This is a genomic window from Flavobacterium sp. 38-13 (assembly GCF_001899155.1).
GTDB classification, from domain to species: Bacteria; Bacteroidota; Bacteroidia; order Flavobacteriales; family Flavobacteriaceae; genus Flavobacterium; species Flavobacterium lindanitolerans.
On sequence record NZ_MKVG01000020.1, the window covers coordinates 301,843 to 319,481 of the forward strand.

Consider the following 17,639-nt stretch of genomic DNA (forward strand, 5'->3'; position numbering starts at 1 on the left):
TATAAGTTATTCCGGTAACTGCCCAGGTATAGCTGTCACAGGCCGTTTCAGTTACGATCATACTTCCAGGACAGGCAATCAATGTCGGCACCTGCAGTCGCCCCGTAAGCCCGTCACCCAATTGCGAGTAATTGTTATAGCCCCAGGCCCAGAATGAACCATCATTTTTTATAGCTCCTGAAAATAGTGAACTTGTACCTACTGAAATGGTACGCCAGTCATTTTCAGTACCAATTTGAGTAGGAACCAATACATCCGCAGTGCTTGCCCCTAAGCCCAATTGGTAGTATGTATTCTGTCCCCATGCCCATATCGTACCGTCAGTTTTCCTACCAATACTAAAGAAAAAACCTGCTTTAACGCTTTCCCAGTTAGTATCAGTTCCCACTTGCGTAGGTACTGAGTATCCAGAAGTAGTACCGTTACCCATTTGGCCACGTCCGCCCGTTCCCCATGCCCAAAGTGTCCCATCCGTTTTTAAGGCTAAAGTATGGCTTACACCACGGCTTACACTCTTCCAATTGGTATCTGTTCCAAGTCGAACAGGTGAAAATCTGTCAGAAGTCGTGCCATCACCAACAACCTGACTGCCTTGACCCCAGCCCCAAAGTGTTCCATCCGTTTTTACAGCGATTGTGACATTGTTTCCTGCAGAAACACTCTTCCAACCCGTTCCGATAAGTCTGGGACTAGTCCTATTGGTACTGGTACCGTCACCTAACTGGCCATGATCGTTAAGTCCCCAGGCATACATGGTTCCATCATTCGTAATTGCCACTGTATGATCATATCCTGCAGCTACGCTAGACCAGATATTACTGGAGGATACCTGAGTTGGGACGGTTCTGTTAGTGGTATTGCCTAGCCCTAACTGGCCGTTGTCATTAAGGCCCCACGCCCAGAGCGTCCCATCTGCTTTTATGGCTACTGTATGGAATTGCCCGCCTTCTATATTTTGCCAGTTTGAAGCAGTACCGACCTGGGTTTTTACCGGAGTATTAGTAGTATTACCGATTCCCAATTGGCCATAGTTATTTCTACCCCAGGCCCAAAGTGTTCCGTCTGATTTGATTACAAAAGTACAGGAGGATCCTGCTCCGGCCTTTTGAACACATTGCGCTGACAACTGTAGGCTTAGTGATACTAATAAAATTGTAATTATTCTTTTCATATTTGTTATTGCGGGTTAATAAATTTTCGACGGCAAACATATAAAGCATTTTGTAGGTTCCAAAGAAACTGACAGAAAATATTATATACAAGTTTACTATTTCACATTTTCATTGAACATCTTTTAAACAGCCTGCACAAAGTATTGGGTACTATCGATATGGAGCAAATTGTAAATCGAAATCATAAATTCAATGTATGTTCAAGAAAGTATTCCGGCATTTTTAATGTGTTATCACCATATTCGCCTGTACAGATTAATGATTAGATTGATTATCTTATTCTTTGAACATTGAACGATAATGACGAAATGCAAATCACGAAATCACACAAATACGTTACAATGATAGTTCAAAAGCAAGAAAAAATCCGGAACAATGAACAAGTGCTAACTATAAGAGGATTACTGTAAACCATTACAGGATATTCGTTCTTTCAGAACGTGTTTAAAAACAAGAAAATCCAAATGTTGGGACTTCAAACAGAGTACTTTTACTGTGTTAAAATAATCAATCCAAAAGTTTTTTTGTGTAGTATTGTAAAAACGGTTATTGATGATGCGGCAAATACACTTTTACAACAGTGAATACATATCGTGTTTGGGCATATAACTTGTTAGCACTGTATCGAACAATACCAAAACCAATGGAGTACAAAATAATAAAACCTTATAAAGATTTAAATCCTTTTATTCATTTTTACTGGGAATTAAAAGGAAACGAAGCCGAACTCCAAAGAGAACGGGTTTTCCCTGATGGCTGTGCCGGCATTCTAATAAATTTGGGAGATACTTGTTTGACGGATAACGGTTCAGTTTCTATGGAGTTTGGAAAAACCTATATAGTTGGTGCAATGAATTCTTTCAAAGATAGCTTTATTAACATTAACACTCATTTGTTAGGTGTTTGCCTGAAACCTGCAACTTTTGCTAATTTCTATAATTATGCTGACCAAAATGAGCTGACTAATGATACTGTTGAATTTGAAAAACACAACTCATTTGATATTGATAAAATAGTTGACAACCCATTCCTCTACTTTGACCATTTCTATTCTGAAAGAGTAAAAAGCCAACACATCCAATTACAACCCGTTATTAATGACATACATTTGACAAACGGGCAAATAAGTATTTCCGAACTATCAAAAAAGAACTTTACAACCGTAAGGCAGCTTGAAAGGAATTTTAAAAAATACATTGGATTAACTCCAAAAGAATATTCCAATATTATTCGATTTCAGAATGCACTGCGTGTGATTAAAAATTCCAAACAAGACCGGAGTTTATTAGATATAGCCTTTGAATGTGGTTATTATGATCATTCGCACCTTAGTAATGAAATCAGACGGAATACGGGACTTTGGCCATCACATCTGTAATTTGTCGCATTTTTACAAAGCATTATTGTTTGTCTAAAAATAAATTTGCAAAAACATTAAATGTATAACAGATGCGAAAAATATCACTTTTCATTGCAATGAGTTTAGATGGTTACATTGCAAAACCTAATGATGACCTCAGCTTTCTGAAACTCGTAGAAAAAGAGGGGGAGGATTATGGCTATTCGGAATTTGTATCAACAATTGACACAATAATTATTGGCAGAAAAACTTATGATTATGTATTAAAAGAAATCGGTCCATCCCATTACGATAACGGACAAAGAGATGTGTATGTCATTACAAGAACGGAACGTCCTCAGCTAGGCAGAACTATTTTCTATACGGGAAGCATTACAGACTTAGTTAAACAATTGAAATCCGAACAGGGAAAGAATATATATTGCGACGGTGGTGCTGAAATAATAAATGAGCTAATGAAGCATACTTTAATAGATGAATTCAAAATTTCGGTTATCCCGGTTTTATTAGGCAACGGAACGAGACTTTTCAAGGATGGAAGACCTGAACAAATACTTGAATTCGTGAAGGCAAAAACGTTTGATACAGGATTAACACAGTTGCATTACAAGAGTAAAAACAATAATGAATCCTAAAAAAACCAGGCTGAACTCTTCGGTTGGGCTTTTATTTAAACTGAACCTCTTAAAACATCCACACCTTAAAAACCTACCCTTTTTTTTATTTTTTCACAATGTTCTGTTACATTTCAAAAGGAGCCTCGTCTTAATGCAAAAGAGTTTTAAAAAATCATATTTTTTAAAATCAATCATCAAAAAACAGAACGACCTATGAAACTTTTGACTACCTTTTTTTTGGCAGCATTTTTTGCATTCAGCTCATTTGCACAATCCAGCTCACCAACATGGAACAAATTTCTTTCGGACTTGCAAAAAGCACAAGTCGAGTATAACAAACATTATCCCGCAAAGGAATACCAACAGGCCGCTACAGTTTTAAACACAGTTGCTACTTCATTAGACAATTTAAAATTAACTGAAAAAGAAAAGCAGGAATTCCAACCTACTATTAAAGATGTATATGCCAATGTTTACTATAATTTGGCTTGTTTACAATCATTGTTAAATGAAAAAAAACAAGCAATTGCCAGCTTTGAAAAAGCAATAGACTGGGGTTATAAAGATTATCAGAATGCGCTAAATGATGCCGATTTAACAAACATTCGCAAGGAGAAAAAGTTTATAAAGGCATTTAGTCAATTAAAACAATACGACAAGTTATTCCTGCTACAGCAATCCGGGAATTACATATCAGAAAATAAAAGTTCTTTACCCGCCTTTAATTATCAGGCAGCAAATGACCGCAATCTAACAGAAGTGAAACGATATTTCAAGTTGGATTCCATAGCCGGAACAGGTGATGAAGTTTCAAAAATAATCAATATCATGTTGTTTGTTACCAACAGTATCAAATATGACGGTACCAATTGGGCACTATGTGAATTTGATGCCATTGATTTTTATAACTACCATAAGGCAACAGGCAAAGGAATCAATTGCAGACACAAGGCTATGACATTAAATGAAATGTATCTCGCAATGGGTTTTAAATCACGCTACGTAACCTGTATGCCAAAAGACGACACGGATACCGACTGCCATGTCATTAATAGTGTATATTCCGAAACGCTAAAAAAATGGCTTTGGATGGATGCTTCCCACGGGGCTTATGTCATGGACGAAAACAATAATCTGCTGAGTATTGAAGAAGTTAGGGAACGATTAAGAAACAATCAGTCCATGAAGTTAAATTCAGAAACGAAAGTAACCAAAATCTGGTATCTTGATAATTATATGGCCAAAAACCTATATTGGATTCAGTGCACTAACAAAAGCCAGTTCAATACAGAAAGCAGATACAGACAAGCCGATGCTGACTTACAATATATTTCGCTCATCCCAACCGGTTTTGACAAAGACAGCAATAAATATTTGAAAAATAATGTTATCACTCATGACCCTGCTTATTTTTGGAAATTGCCTGAAGAAAAAAAAATGCAATAGAAAGTTTTGGAGATTGAATAACCTAGAATGATACGCTCAATTGATTTATAGTATTTGGTTTACACATAGAGTTTCGAGAGTTCGAATCCTCATTGCTCACAGAAATATAAACAATACTATTGCTTTCCAATGATATTATCTTTTCAAAAAGATTAACAAAATTTTGTTACGCCAAAATCTACCCAAAAAAGTCAATTCATTAAAAAAACAGGTCATGATATTCTTTTTTTGTGTAGTATTGTAAAACTTATCGTACTTTATATTATAAATACTCTTTCTAGTAGACAGATACATATACATTATTAAGTAGGATATATAAGTAATACGCAATTCCACAAAATATGCTAATGAAAACCCCACCCGAATTCAAGTGTAAAAGATGCTTGAAAAATTTTGAAATCGAGTCCGATGATTTTGAAAGAAACACCTATTCTTACGAAAGAAATATGGGAAACGAAACCCAATATAATTGGAATTATGTTGGTAATTGTCCACATTGCATGAACGACATAGAAATTTCATTTGATGCATATGAGTATCCAGTTGGTGTATTAAATTTTGAGGATTCTGAACTTACTGGGTGTGAATTTATTTCAAAACCAATATTTGATATACATGATGAAAATTTTGAAACAGATATTTAATATCTACACTCTGATTGTAATATCAATTTATTCTGTACTATTGTACATATACTTTAATCACTTTGATAGTTCAAAGTTATCAGATGACAATGATAAGTGGGGAACATTTGGAGATTTTTTCGGAGGCACACTTAGCCCAATTATTGGAATATTATCAATTTACTTAACTTATAAGATTATCTATAAGCAGAGTGAAGAAAGTGATCAAAATGAATTTAAAAACATGTTTCAAATTTTATTTCAATCACTTCCGGAAGAAAAGAAAGAAATCTCAATAAATAAATTAGTAGGTGATAAAGCAATTTTAAAATTAAACAGTGATTTTAAACTATATTTTGAAATAAACTCTAAAAAAGACAGTAATATTCCAAAAAATCATCAGAAAAATATTGAAAATTCATTTTTGAGTATAAAAGGAGATGCAAAAGATTCATTCGGCCCATTCATGAAGAATTTACATAATATGCTGAAATTTATAGATTCATACTGTGCTGACAATAGAAAAAGTGATTATGCAGATTTATTGAGAGCGCAATTTAATTCGCATGAACTATTATTTATTTTTTATAATGCTATTGGGAGCACAAAACATTCAAAATTTAAAAATCGCCTGATAAAATTTGACTTTTTAAAAGATATAAAAGATGATAATAGTATCGATCCTGACTTAAGAAATTTATTTAAGGTAAAGCAGTCTAAATATCCTATTAACTTTTCAGTTTGGAAATACCATATTAGAATCGAAAAAAACGCATAATAGCTAATTAATCGTAATTACCTAATCCATAACATTATAAATTCACAATAAATCGCTAAATTAATTTAGCTCATTCACATCAATAAGAGCTGATACCTTTGAACATTATTAGCAATCATAAATACAAAATAGATAAGGTGTCCAACTGCTGCGCCTATCTTTCATAAAACTGATTTTTATAATGACCTTAATACGATTATTGCCTTATCCACTTTTTCGCTTCTTCAACCACCTCATCCTCTTTGGTGTTTGCATTATCCTCAACCGTTACATCCGGAAAAATTTTTTCCCTATATACTTTTCCTGTTCTATCAGCGGCATGGCTTGTTGCCAGATACAGATGCGAACCGTTTGACAGAGGAAAAGTACCATTGGAAGTAGTATAACCTGCAGAGGTTTGCCCAAATGTTTTTACATTAGGAAGTCCAAGGAATAAATAGCAGTCATTTCTCCACTACTGCGGTTAATGAATCTATAAGCACGGCAATCTTTAGCTGCCTGTACTTTATTTTATAATCATTGATTTTTGCCTTCTGAGAAAGCATCGATCCGTTTTTGCTTGACCATGATATTTTATTATTTGATGCCGGATAGACAAAGTAACCTACTTCTTCATCTTCTATTAGTGCGTTCAAACCCGCAAGCATGGGCCACATATTACCCCAAGAATTATGACGCAAATCAACTATCCAGTCTGTAACAGTATATGTATTATCCACACTTTTAATTTCTTCACGTATGGTATTGGCTAATGCCAGATCTTTTTCAGAATCAAATGTCAGACAATGAGGTACTTTTATTAATCCGATTTGATCTCCCAAATATTTACTTTTAGGCTGTTCATGATCTGTAGTTTGCTTTCTGGTTGACATGGTCTTTTTTGAAACAAAAAAGGAATGGTGATCTCCCACTTGTCTTAGTTTTTCAGTAAAAAACTTAAATAATATAGCCTGACTGGCAGAATCATTTTCACTTAATACAATCATTTCATATTCCTCTTTAATCTTCTTCCAATCTAAAGAATCTGTATACAAGGAATTCTCTTTTATAATCTGAAAAATTTCCTTTTTCAATTTGAGGCTTTCTTTACTTGCCTTTTTTGAATTTTGGCAATATGTGGCAAACGAGCTAAAGAATAGAATGAGAAAAAAATATCTGATCATAATTGTATTGATAAAATCTCAGTTTGTTATCTTAACAAAAATAACAATAAAAAACCGCAGTTAATAACTGCGGTTTTAAACAACCTTATACTACTTATTATTTTTTGATGCTATTGATAAAAGTCTGGAGAAGCGCATCAGTTTCTTCCAGAGTATTTCCGTTATTTTTTACAGAGCTTGAAATGATAAGGGTCAGTTTTGGATTCGTTGGATGTTCCAGGATGTAAATAACAAAGTTCCCTTTTGGAGTCCATTTGGTCGCATTAATATGCTCACGTTCATCCGTACTGCTTTTAAATGCATAGCCTTTCATGCCATTGATAGTAACTGTTTCAAACAAATTCATCAGGTTACTATTCTTGACTTCTTTGTTGACACGGTAGGAAAGTTTAGACAGCCTGTTTTTCGAATCCAGCAAATCGTTGATATGGTCCCAAGGCAATGTATATTTCTGAATATCATAATCCTTAAATGGTTTTTTATCATTCATCTGGTTATAATTCGCATAGAACGTTCCTGCATGAATAAAATCGTCTGCTACTTCTTTGGCGTTCAGCCCCGGATATTTATCACTATCAAGAGCAAAAGCAGTATACCATATTTTGTCTTTTTCAATGAGCCTATATCCAATCTCAGTCTCTTTTCTGCCTAACATCCCGTTTTGCTTGGTGTCCATATCCCCCGCTATATTGGTCTTATCGATAGTCAGGTCCAGGAATGGCATAGTCACATTTTTTGCGTCCCAAATCGGCACGTTGAATGTCATAGGTTCTAACAATCTTACACTTTGTCCGTACTGTCTGTAACCTGTTTCTTCAGCAACATACAACCCGATTTTTACCTGTATGGTTTTCTGAGCTTCTTGTCCAATGGCTGCCGACAATATCCAATCAAGCGTATTGCCATTGCTAAGAAAACCTCCTTCACCAAATACTTTATACTTTGTTGTTGGTGTGTTACTTTTAAAAAAATCTTCGATGGCAACATAGCCGTCTTTTTGAAGGAAAAAAGACTGGATATCTTTTTTATTTGCGTCAAGAAGCTGAACATAGAGTGCGCTTATTCCGGAAATAATGGTGACTTTTTTCTGATTCTTAAAACCAACCTGCAGCGATGCAAGATCTTTTTTGGAGACACTTGCTCCTTCTTTGATTGCCTTCCCGTTGATATAGGCAGAAAGTTGCGCGTAACTGGTAGCGCTCATCGCCAAAAACAGAACAAATAGAATTTTTTTCATTTTCAGATGTTTTATATTAAGCTTAAATAATCTCAAAAAAACCACAACCTTTCGGCTGTGGTTCACCAATGAATTAAGTAAGATGTTGCTGATTTATTTTTTAGGAACGAATTTCATCGTCGTATTATTTATCAATAACGACAAGCTTTCCGGACTAATTTCCCAAATAGTCCATTGAAACGGATCCAATGCGCCTTCAGGCATTACGTTTAAAGTTTTGTCCTCATCAGTAAGCGACCAGGTTCCAGTGTAATTTTTGATTGTATTGGTATGGTCCATCATTTCAACGGTAACTTTCCCATCAGCACCAAGATTCAATTCACTCTTTCCTTTCATATCAGCCAGTACTTTTTCAAGCTGTGCTTTATATGCCTCTTTATCCTTTGCTGCATTAAGGCCCACATTGTAATTAATGTCATCTACCACCCAAACTTTTGTCAAAGTTTCTTTGACTGATGCCGGAGCTTTTGTCTCAACAGCTTCTGTAGCGGTGCTGTCTGTAGCAACCGTATCGTTTTCTTTAGTTTCTTTTGATCCGCAGGATACCGCTAGCGCAATGACCAGCCCAAACATTACATTTCTTAATTTCATAATTATAAAAATATTTAAACAGTTAGTTATTGATTTCGTTTAGCGTCCACTACGCAGGCTTTCTGCATTCTTTTTCTTCGCAATCCAGAAAGCAAATAATGCTACAACAATAAGTGGGATTCCTGTTATTAGTGCCAATGTTCTTCTTGAAAATCCTGAATATTTCCCTCCATCAATGTCAGGCGAAATAAAATAAGTAGCCAGTAAAAGTAGAATAGATGCCACCAGCAAAGTCTTTGACGATTTCAAATTCGGACGAAAAAGGAATACTCCGAAAACGATTGACAACAACATAGAAGACCCGAACAATACTTGTACAATTGTAAAGGTAGATTCGGCCGGAAGTTTTTTAATATCCGATTCTGCTTCTGCTATCTGGCTTTCGATTTGTACTTTTGATTCGCCTGTCATGTTCTTGGCTTCTTCTTTCAATAAAGCAAGGGATTGCTGTGCCTCAGCAATTGCCGCCTGACTTTCACGAAGTTCAGTCTTATCGCGCTCAGCTCTCCAGATGGATGCAGCGCTTGCAAACAAAATAAGCAAAATGATAAAGACTCCTAAAATGCGTACTGTTGTTTTCATTTAAATTGATTTAGGTTGTAATAAAGTTAAGTTTGGCAGTTTCAGAAAACTTGATGTTCCTGAACCACATTGCAATACTAAATCAAAAAGAAATGAAAATTCGGACCGATGAACCTGCGTAGCTTTTTACAGGACTATCGTTTGGAATGAAAGAAGAAATGTTTTAAACGTAAGAAACTTACATATTCTCGAGCAGCAAAAGAAATTCTTCTTTTTTACGTACTGATAGAGGTATCGTAAGCTTGTTTTGCATCACGATTGTATTACCCCCATCCGATTTAATAAAATGGTCGAAATAGGCCATATTGACGAGGTGTGACTTGTGAGTACGGAAAAAATTATAAGGCACCAACATTGTTTCATATTCTTTGAGATTCGTAGAAACAATAAGTTTTGGAGCATTAATAAAATTAAAGGTAGTGTAGTTTTTATCGGCTTCGCAGCTTACAATATCCTGAATATTGACCGAATAGATTTTATCGGCAGTTTTGAGTATCAGTTTTTGGAGATTCTTTGGGCGTTCGATATTGGAAAACAGGTTGTTGAGTTTTGTATCGAAAATCTCTTTATTGAAGGATTCCTGCGCTTTTTTTACCGCATCGACCAGTTCTGTAGCATCAAGCGGCTTCAGCAGGTAGTCAATAGCAGAAAAACGGAAAGCACGGATTGCAAAATCCTCATAGCCTGTAATAAAAATAACCTTAAATTGAATTGGTTTTAGTTTCTGGAGCAGATCAAAACCCGTTCCGTCGCTCATCTCAACATCAAGAAAAACAAGATCAGGTGAAGTGAGTTTTATTAATTTCACACCCGACTCTACTGAATCTGCCTGTCCGATTATTGAGATATTCGGACAATTTGATTTTATAATCGCAATATTTTCTTTTCTAATGCGCTCAATATCATCAATAACGACAGCTCGTATCATATAATTCTAGTTTTCGTAAATATAAGGAATTTCAAATGTTAGTCATCGAAACCGCTAAAAAATATCAGTGCAAGAAAATCTTATTAAAACGATTAACACAAACTACTCAACGTTAATAACCCAAAACGCAACGTTGCTTAATTTAATTATATATTGACATTTCTTTCTTCTATATTTGAATCATCCGAAGATTTTTCAGAAATGAAACAACTGACCAAAAATAAAAAAGAATATTCATAATTATAACATTATTTTAAAAAAATGAATAAAACAGCACTCCTACTTATTATGGCTTTAGTAAGCTTTACAATTACCAAAGCACAAACTATCGAATCCGGAAGCCGAAGCACCATTGGCTATATTAAAAGTGATGGAACTATTGAAAACAGCAGCCGCTCAACAGTTGGTTATATCAGAAGCGATGGCACTATTGAAAACAGTAGCCGGAGCACCATTGGTTACATTAAAAGTGATGGAACTATTGAAAACAGCAGCCGCTCAACAGTTGGCTATGTAAAGAGTGATGGAACTGTAGAAAACAGCAGCCGCTCCACTCTGGGCTATATCAAAGATGACGGAACGGTTGAGAATTCCAGCCGCAGTACTATTGGTTATGCCAAAGGAATAAAGAAAGAATGGGTGGCGGTTGTATATTTCTTTTTTAAGATGTAACGAAAAAAAACAAAGAGATAAACTATTAAAACATACTATAAAATGGGATTTTTTACAAAAAAAGAAAAGAAGGAAGAAACTGCTAAAAGTAACCTGTTACTGGCAATGCCAATGTTTAACAATGGAGAAAGATTTGATATCGACAAAGTAATAGCCTACCTCCAATCTGATTGGGGAATTGACGTAACGGATATCGATAAATCTACAGAAGCAGCGAGTTTTTCTGTTCAGGGTGAAACAGTTGTTTTGGCAACAGTAGCAGCGCAAATTCCAATGGGCGACATTCAAGGAACTGCACAGTATGCCTATAACTGGCCAACTGCGGTAAAAGATTTGGAGAATCACAATGTACACGGACTGGTAACCATATTATCAAGTAACACTACCGCTAAAGAACGCTTTGGAATTTTGACAAAAGTACTAACGGCCATTCTTGCAACAAGCAATTGTATTGGAGTATATCAGGGCACTCAATCTTTGCTTATCCCAAAAGCACAATATCTTGATAGTGCAGAAGCATTAAAATCAAATCAAATTCCTCTCGATTTGTGGATTTATATCGGTATTCGCAGAGGAGAACAGACAAATAGTGCCTATTCTTACGGATTGACCGCTTTTGACAAACTGGAAATGGAGTTTGTAAATGCTCCTCTTGGTTTAAGAGAATTGCACACCTTTTTAAGTCAGATTTGTGCTTATGTTATCAACAGCAATGTTACCTTTAAAAGTGGTGAAACATTAGGCTATACAGCAGAGCAGAAAATCAAAATAACCCAATCTAAAGGAAAATTTGTAGAAGGAGAATCTTTCAAACTGGAATTGTAAAAAATTCTAATGCTATTATACTCATTAACCAATAAAAGTCATGGCAGATTTAAAAAGGGAAGAACTAAAGAAACTTTTGTCTCCTATCAATAAAGAATTAAGAATTCACGGCGGAAATGAAAATACCGTTAAAATTACAAAGTTAAAAGCAGCGCAAATTGACTTTTTATTAGAATTATTAAATGTTCATTTAGATAATTACAAAACTTTTGCACGGACAAAACTGGAAGAGTTCCATGCTGAAGATATTAAAACGTTGGTTAACTATAAAATGCCTGTCAGTATACATAAAATCACGTTGCCCGAAAATGATGATGAAGATTGTATCTGGGAATTAATTATTGGCAGACTAAGATTTGGTTCTACAGAAATCATATTAGACCTGAAAAAATGGGAAATTATTGACGATACAGTGGTAGGTTAAATTAGTACGGAGGATATGAGTTTTTTAAATAAAATATTGAAACAAAAAATGAAAGATGACCAAAATTTCACAAATGAGCAATACGCTGAATATCATAATCTGAAGCTAAAATCAATAGAATCTATTTTAGGGATTTCGGCTGAGACTGTCGGGCATTCAATAATTCCATTTGGAACTATTGCTGACATGACTGTCGGGGCTGTTGACATGTACTATTTCCCAAATCATATATCCGGTACAGGATTTACAACCATGCAATTAATCAACCCTGACGGAAATGGTCCTAAAAATAAAAAAGGCACGTATGAATTAATCGCTTTTACGAAGCAAACTTATAATAATCCGGAGCAGGAACCACCCACGGAATTCAATCAAATTGAAAGACGCATTTGTGACACTTTTACGCAGATTGCCGGCGTGGCCTCTAAAAAGGAATTTAATCCTTTAGAAATATGCCAGTTAAAAGACAATGATGGTAAAAACAAATACATCATTTTTGATCTTTACAAAGAGTTCAAAATCGGAAAGCAAAAGCATCATTTATTGTTATGCATTGAAATTTTTGAAGAAGAATTGGCTACTGTAGAAATGTTTGGACACAAAGGTTTTGTAAACATGTTGAAAATGATAAACATTTATCCTTATAGTGATCTGGACAGAAATTGGGTGGGAGTCAGATAATTAAGAAATATGATTTATGATTTATGATTTATGATTTATGATTTATTTAAAAAAAATACTCTGGTACAATATGTTTGACCTTGAAGGCAGAGGAAAAGAAATTAAACTTGCTAAAAAAGGAACTTCCATGATACTTGCAGGAACAGTCCTGATATTCATTATTGATTACTCTTTATGGAATTTAGATTTTATAGCCGATAGTCTTTCAGATACTTCATTTGAAACCATGACTCTATTGGGTTCAAAATTTATAGGTAAAACAGTAGGGCTTCTGTCAATTGGCTTGTTTTATCTGTTGATTTTTGGAATGATGAACAGAAAAAACTTTTTTGAACAAACATTGCAAGAGTATGAAGCCATGTCATTGGTAGAAAAAGAGGAAGTAGCACAAAAAGGAAAATACCTAATCGTAATACCGTTTGCTCTGGCTTTGTTGTTGTTATTTTATATTATGCTTTTTAGATTAGACTAACTTAAAATTAATAACTGGAAATTTACAGAACATCCACTTAAAAAAGACATGATAGAAAAACTGAACATTGATCTAAGCCAGACACCCGAAAAATTCCAGGATTTAGGTCATGAAATACTTGATTTTTTGATTGGCAAACTGTTGCTGATCGATGCATTGGAACAGGAAATATATGATCGCTATCAGGTTTTGGAAAAGAAAAGAGCTTCTCCCAATCAAACACATCCCGATGAAGAAGATTTATGGGACGAATATGCCCAACGTTGCAAAGAAATAATTGCGCCAATCAGTATAAAAACCTATAACGATTCGCGATCCTTTGGAAAACCAACCGCTTACGAATATTTAAGCTATCCCGATACAAAAATCACCCTTATAATGAAATCGGAAAATCGTGCTGTAGTAGAAACCTATTTTGAACACGGGATAGCCAAAAAGGAACAATTTGTACTGAAAAAAGACAATAATAGCTGGAAAATTGACACCAAAAAATATGGCTTCCCAGACGAAGACAAATGGTGGAAAGATGAAATATAGTATTTGATTTTTTTAAGCAGTAACAACAAAAACCCCGATAGATGTATCGGGGTTAAAACTATTCTTGATTTTTCTTTATAGTATACGAAAAGTACTATCAATCATTTATTTTTTTGTGTTCAAACGTCCATATTGATTCATAAGACGTAATACGTTTTCCATCCTTAAAAAGATCGATATGAAGTTTTATCGGAATCAGTGTTGAGGTAAGTGTCAGGTATTGGTTGTCTTTTGACATTTTCCATTTTCCTTTATGCACTTCGTCGCCAATAAGGCTTTCAAATTTGCCATTTTCATAAAACACCTGATATACCTGGTCTGTCTTAAAGAAATCCTTGAGGTCTTTTTCCGGTCCGTTATGCAGATAACGTACGAGTTGCCATTTTCCAATAAGTTCTTTGGCAGTTTGTCCTTTTGCTGTTAAACAGGTAACGCAGAGAAATAATGCGAATAGTGTTGTTCTCATTGTGGTAGGTTTTAGATATTTAAATTTATGAAAAAGATTATTCATAAGCACTGTAATCCGTTTCTCGTCCGCAAAACATTCGCCCTTGTCTTTTTGCAGATGATTCCGATATTACGGAAATGCCATGTATGCATTGTTTTAGACCCGGGCATTCCGGATTCAGGTGGTATCTAAATGACATTGCACTTTCACAAACATATACCTTTCGATCATCCAAAGGTTTTTCCTGCTTTGAATCGTCGCAACCTAAAGAGAAAAAGAGCAATAGTAAAGAAAAATAATCCAGAATATGTTTCATTCTTAAATAGATTAAGTCTTATTTGAAAAACCATTAGGAAGAAATAAATTTCTTGATTGTTTCTATTGTAGCTGCTGAAGCTTTTTGACGTTCATAAAACACTACATCTTTTGCGGCCATTCTGTAAAGCCAATCTTTCCAATATGCTTCTAATATTATGGAATCTCTACCTTCGCCTGATTTTCTCTCTGTTACTTCACAAACAAGTATTTCTGTATTTGATAAATCTATATTTGCCGAGGGGATATTAAAATCATGTTTATTGATTTTATTAATCATATCTTTTAAATCTCCTTTTTTTGCTACAGGATATAGTATTTTCTCGTAACCATAAAGCTTTGTATACGCTTTCTCATCTTGCGGCTCTATATATCCATCAGTAAGGATAATTACTTTATTTTTATATTTAGTAAAGAAATTCGGCTTCTTTAAATTAGACTCCAAATACTGTCGAAAGTAACGATAATAATCTGCTCCCAGCTCTTTCCCTTTAGCAGAAACATACATTGTATTAACTGCATTTCTATATTGATTTGATAGTTCTTGCGTAAAATAGAGCCTATTTGTTTTTCCTTTATGATCAGAAAGATTAAATCGCAGATTATTTGCAATTTTTTCAAATTCACCTCCTGCCTGATGTTTGTCTGTAACATCAACTATTAATCTGTCATGAGAGTCTTTTTTCAACTTACAGGTTGACTCAAATGCATTCCAAATGGCCTCCATGGTTTTCTTATCACTATCTATCTGTCCAGGAATTAAATCAATCCTATTAGACAAATCCGGAACTACAATAATATTTAGACTTTCAGGAGCCGGAGGAAGCCAACCTATACAATCTTTAATTTCAGCATCGGTAAGTTGCATAGTGCTGAGTTTTGTTCGTATGGCTAACAAAAAGCTTTCACTATCATGCAATTTTAACTTATACTTTTCCCATACCTGTTTTACAGCATCTTTATTATATGCAGTAATCAATTCCTTTTTAGCATTCTCTTCTGGACTTGGTATCGAAATAAGATAAATAAACAAGCCAAAAACAGCGAAGAAAGCAAACAGTATAAATAAGGGTTTCCTATCTTTTTTCTTTTTTTTCTTAGAATTTTCCACTGCTATACTCGGTCTTAATGTTTAGAATTTTATTTTCCTGCCATTCTTCTTTCGCCTGCTCTGTTTCTTTTAAAATATCGTGAGCCTTCGAACCAAAAAAACCATGTGTATAGGCCCCCCATCCACCCATAAATTCACCAACGGCAGCTTTCAGTGAAGGAATACTAACTGGAATTACTCCATTTTCATATCCAATGATATCATTTTGCTTACCAGAAATTTCATCATCTAAGGTCATCAGGAGATTGGAAAGACTATTGATTCTGGCTATAATTTCTGTTAGTTCTGCCCGTCTTTCTTCAATCTTTTTGTCTATGTTTTCCAGCAGAATTTTAATTTTTTCATTTTCTGTTTTTACAAAAGGATGACTTAATACAAAATTCAGTAGAAAGCCCCAAATGACATAGACCACAAAACCAAGCAGTAAAACGATATAGAAATTTATATCCGTAAATATCATTTTGAAATGCCATTGCTCTTCGGTCAGACCTGCATTAAACTCATTATTATGCACACCCTGCGAAATTTTATATCCAATAAAAGCATCGGCTATTAGTGTTATAAATAATAACAGGCCAATTGTCAGGAATTTTTTAGGTTTTTTTTGAGCGGCTAACTTTTTATTTTTTTCCAGCGCATCATGAATCAAAAAACCTAAACCTAAAAATATTACCGGAAATAAAATTACAATCGCTATAGAACCTCCACTTATTTCTGCAAACGGATTGGAAATCCAACTGATCTTGCCTTCTTTAACTCCATAAAGCGCAGCATAACCCGAAGAGGAATAAAACGTAAATAAATAAAACGTAAGTAATATTGTTATGAAGGTTCCAATTACAAAAGGAATGGTGTCGCCAGTTTCTCCATCCCCATTTCTAATATCTATCCTTTCAAGCTCTAAATCCTCAATTAGCTTACTCTTTTCCTGCTTAAGTCCTTCGTAGGTAGTAATTTCGGCTTGGGTTTCATTCTTTTTTGCCCTGCTTTGCAACACTTCGGCTCTTAACTTCTCTATCCTGCTTTTAATCCCTTTCGCATCCAGTTTCATCTCTTCAATAAATCTTTCATATACATTATCTAAAAAGAATCCAACTGCCTGATATCTTGAATTAGCATTCTGTGCAGATTTAAATCCATAAGCATGATAAGTAAACCTTTCTTTTTCTTCGGTTTGTTCAAGTATTTTTTCTTCCATTTTTATTGTTTTAGTAAAATATTTTTGTTTAAAAATCCATAAAAAAAATGCTGAGGATAACAGATCAACAGGTATCCAAAATATTTTTTCATATAAGTATATGGGGAAAATCGGATTAAAAATAAAACCGACTATGAGCAATGTTATCTTCCATTTAATATCGATATTGCTATCATAGGCAAGAATGAGTAGTACCGAAACAAATACAATAATTCTTAAAAATGTATAATATCCAATCGGTAACGGAAGGCAGGCTAGCAACAATAATATGCTACAGACCGCATAAATATTCTTTATACTATTTGCCTGCATGATACTACCATCAAAAAGGTTATTAAAAAAACAACGATACAGCCACTCGCATTAGATTTACGGAGTCTCTTTGAATAGGTTACTCCTTTGATGCCTGTATTTACAGAGATTCGTTTGTTGCCGATTGTCCCGTATTTAGTCCGTAAA

Annotated in this window: 21 protein-coding genes; 11 read left to right on the plus strand and 10 right to left on the minus strand. The window is 34.6% G+C overall.

Features of this window, described 5'->3' with window-relative positions:
• Positions 1–1,171: RCC1 domain-containing protein (locus BGO88_RS15945; RefSeq protein ID WP_502686516.1), on the minus strand; the 1,171-nt coding region annotated here is incomplete at its 3' end.
• A 644-nt stretch (positions 1,172–1,815) separates the two neighbouring features.
• Here BGO88_RS15945 and BGO88_RS15950 point away from each other — a divergent pair.
• The 5 genes from BGO88_RS15950 (at position 1,816) to BGO88_RS15970 (ending at position 5,996) form a co-directional block, all read left to right on the plus strand.
• Positions 1,816–2,550: a helix-turn-helix transcriptional regulator gene (locus tag BGO88_RS15950; protein WP_286707537.1), complete on the plus strand. Its 735-nt coding sequence runs from the start codon at positions 1,816–1,818 to the stop codon at positions 2,548–2,550.
• A gap of 71 nt (positions 2,551–2,621) precedes the next feature.
• Complete coding sequence (locus BGO88_RS15955; protein ID WP_286707538.1) at positions 2,622–3,167, plus strand: dihydrofolate reductase family protein; 546 nt, start codon at positions 2,622–2,624, stop codon at positions 3,165–3,167.
• 195 nt (positions 3,168–3,362) lie between these two features.
• Entirely contained in the window at positions 3,363–4,595 is a 1,233-nt protein-coding gene (locus BGO88_RS15960) for a transglutaminase-like domain-containing protein (RefSeq protein ID WP_286707539.1), read from the plus strand.
• 347 nt (positions 4,596–4,942) lie between these two features.
• Positions 4,943–5,239, plus strand: a complete 297-nt coding sequence (locus tag BGO88_RS15965; RefSeq protein ID WP_286707540.1) for a hypothetical protein — start codon at positions 4,943–4,945, stop codon at positions 5,237–5,239.
• On the plus strand, positions 5,211–5,996 hold the full coding sequence (locus tag BGO88_RS15970) for a putative phage abortive infection protein (RefSeq protein WP_286707541.1): 786 nt from the start codon (positions 5,211–5,213) through the stop codon (positions 5,994–5,996). Before BGO88_RS15965 ends, BGO88_RS15970 begins: the two co-directional genes overlap by 29 nt.
• A 443-nt stretch (positions 5,997–6,439) precedes the next feature.
• Here the strand turns inward: BGO88_RS15970 and BGO88_RS15975 are convergent, their stop codons facing one another.
• The 5 genes from BGO88_RS15975 to BGO88_RS15995 all read right to left on the minus strand — a co-directional run bounded on the left by BGO88_RS15975 (position 6,440) and on the right by BGO88_RS15995 (position 10,497).
• A complete protein-coding gene (locus BGO88_RS15975; protein WP_286707542.1) occupies positions 6,440–7,069 on the minus strand; it encodes a S41 family peptidase in 630 nt (209 codons plus the stop codon).
• 187 nt (positions 7,070–7,256) lie between these two features.
• Positions 7,257–8,396 carry a hypothetical protein gene (locus tag BGO88_RS15980; RefSeq protein WP_286707543.1) on the minus strand — a complete coding sequence of 380 codons (1,140 nt, stop codon included), beginning with the start codon at positions 8,394–8,396 and terminating at the stop codon, positions 7,257–7,259.
• A gap of 93 nt (positions 8,397–8,489) precedes the next feature.
• Positions 8,490–8,987 carry a hypothetical protein gene (locus BGO88_RS15985; protein ID WP_101473048.1) on the minus strand — a complete coding sequence of 166 codons (498 nt, stop codon included), beginning with the start codon at positions 8,985–8,987 and terminating at the stop codon, positions 8,490–8,492.
• Between the two features lie 39 nt (positions 8,988–9,026).
• Positions 9,027–9,569 (minus strand): hypothetical protein, encoded by a 543-nt coding sequence (locus tag BGO88_RS15990; RefSeq protein WP_101473049.1) that lies wholly within the window; start codon positions 9,567–9,569, stop codon positions 9,027–9,029.
• A 178-nt stretch (positions 9,570–9,747) separates the two neighbouring features.
• Positions 9,748–10,497: a LytR/AlgR family response regulator transcription factor gene (locus BGO88_RS15995; protein WP_056069015.1), complete on the minus strand. Its 750-nt coding sequence runs from the start codon at positions 10,495–10,497 to the stop codon at positions 9,748–9,750.
• Positions 10,498–10,758: 261 nt separating this feature from the next.
• Here BGO88_RS15995 and BGO88_RS16000 point away from each other — a divergent pair, with 261 nt between their 5' ends.
• From BGO88_RS16000 to BGO88_RS16025, 6 genes are all read left to right on the plus strand, one after another.
• Positions 10,759–11,169: a 5-fold beta-flower protein gene (locus BGO88_RS16000; protein ID WP_286707544.1), complete on the plus strand. Its 411-nt coding sequence runs from the start codon at positions 10,759–10,761 to the stop codon at positions 11,167–11,169.
• Positions 11,170–11,211: 42 nt separating this feature from the next.
• Positions 11,212–11,994, plus strand: a complete 783-nt coding sequence (locus BGO88_RS16005; RefSeq protein WP_286707545.1) for a DUF4261 domain-containing protein — start codon at positions 11,212–11,214, stop codon at positions 11,992–11,994.
• A 40-nt stretch (positions 11,995–12,034) separates the two neighbouring features.
• Positions 12,035–12,418 carry a hypothetical protein gene (locus tag BGO88_RS16010; RefSeq protein WP_286707546.1) on the plus strand — a complete coding sequence of 128 codons (384 nt, stop codon included), beginning with the start codon at positions 12,035–12,037 and terminating at the stop codon, positions 12,416–12,418.
• A gap of 48 nt (positions 12,419–12,466) precedes the next feature.
• Positions 12,467–13,099: a hypothetical protein gene (locus BGO88_RS16015; RefSeq protein ID WP_286707547.1), complete on the plus strand. Its 633-nt coding sequence runs from the start codon at positions 12,467–12,469 to the stop codon at positions 13,097–13,099.
• 70 nt (positions 13,100–13,169) lie between these two features.
• The gene (locus tag BGO88_RS16020; protein WP_286707548.1) at positions 13,170–13,571 is read left to right on the plus strand and encodes a hypothetical protein; all 402 of its coding nucleotides are present in this window, start codon (positions 13,170–13,172) and stop codon (positions 13,569–13,571) included.
• A 48-nt stretch (positions 13,572–13,619) separates the two neighbouring features.
• On the plus strand, positions 13,620–14,108 hold the full coding sequence (locus BGO88_RS16025; RefSeq protein WP_286707549.1) for a hypothetical protein: 489 nt from the start codon (positions 13,620–13,622) through the stop codon (positions 14,106–14,108).
• Positions 14,109–14,205: 97 nt separating this feature from the next.
• Here the strand turns inward: BGO88_RS16025 and BGO88_RS16030 are convergent, their stop codons facing one another.
• Genes BGO88_RS16030 through BGO88_RS16045 form a run of 4 tightly spaced genes read right to left on the minus strand, consistent with a single transcriptional unit; the run spans position 14,206 to position 17,492 of the window.
• Entirely contained in the window at positions 14,206–14,574 is a 369-nt protein-coding gene (locus BGO88_RS16030) for a hypothetical protein (protein ID WP_286707550.1), read from the minus strand.
• Positions 14,575–14,611: 37 nt separating this feature from the next.
• The gene (locus BGO88_RS16035; protein ID WP_286707551.1) at positions 14,612–14,872 is read right to left on the minus strand and encodes a hypothetical protein; all 261 of its coding nucleotides are present in this window, start codon (positions 14,870–14,872) and stop codon (positions 14,612–14,614) included.
• A 33-nt stretch (positions 14,873–14,905) separates the two neighbouring features.
• Complete coding sequence (locus BGO88_RS16040; protein ID WP_286707552.1) at positions 14,906–15,982, minus strand: hypothetical protein; 1,077 nt, start codon at positions 15,980–15,982, stop codon at positions 14,906–14,908.
• Positions 15,969–17,492 carry a DUF6804 family protein gene (locus BGO88_RS16045; protein ID WP_286707553.1) on the minus strand — a complete coding sequence of 508 codons (1,524 nt, stop codon included), beginning with the start codon at positions 17,490–17,492 and terminating at the stop codon, positions 15,969–15,971. The genes BGO88_RS16040 and BGO88_RS16045 overlap by 14 nt, the downstream gene beginning before the upstream one ends.
• Between the last annotated feature and the right edge of the window lie 147 nt (positions 17,493–17,639).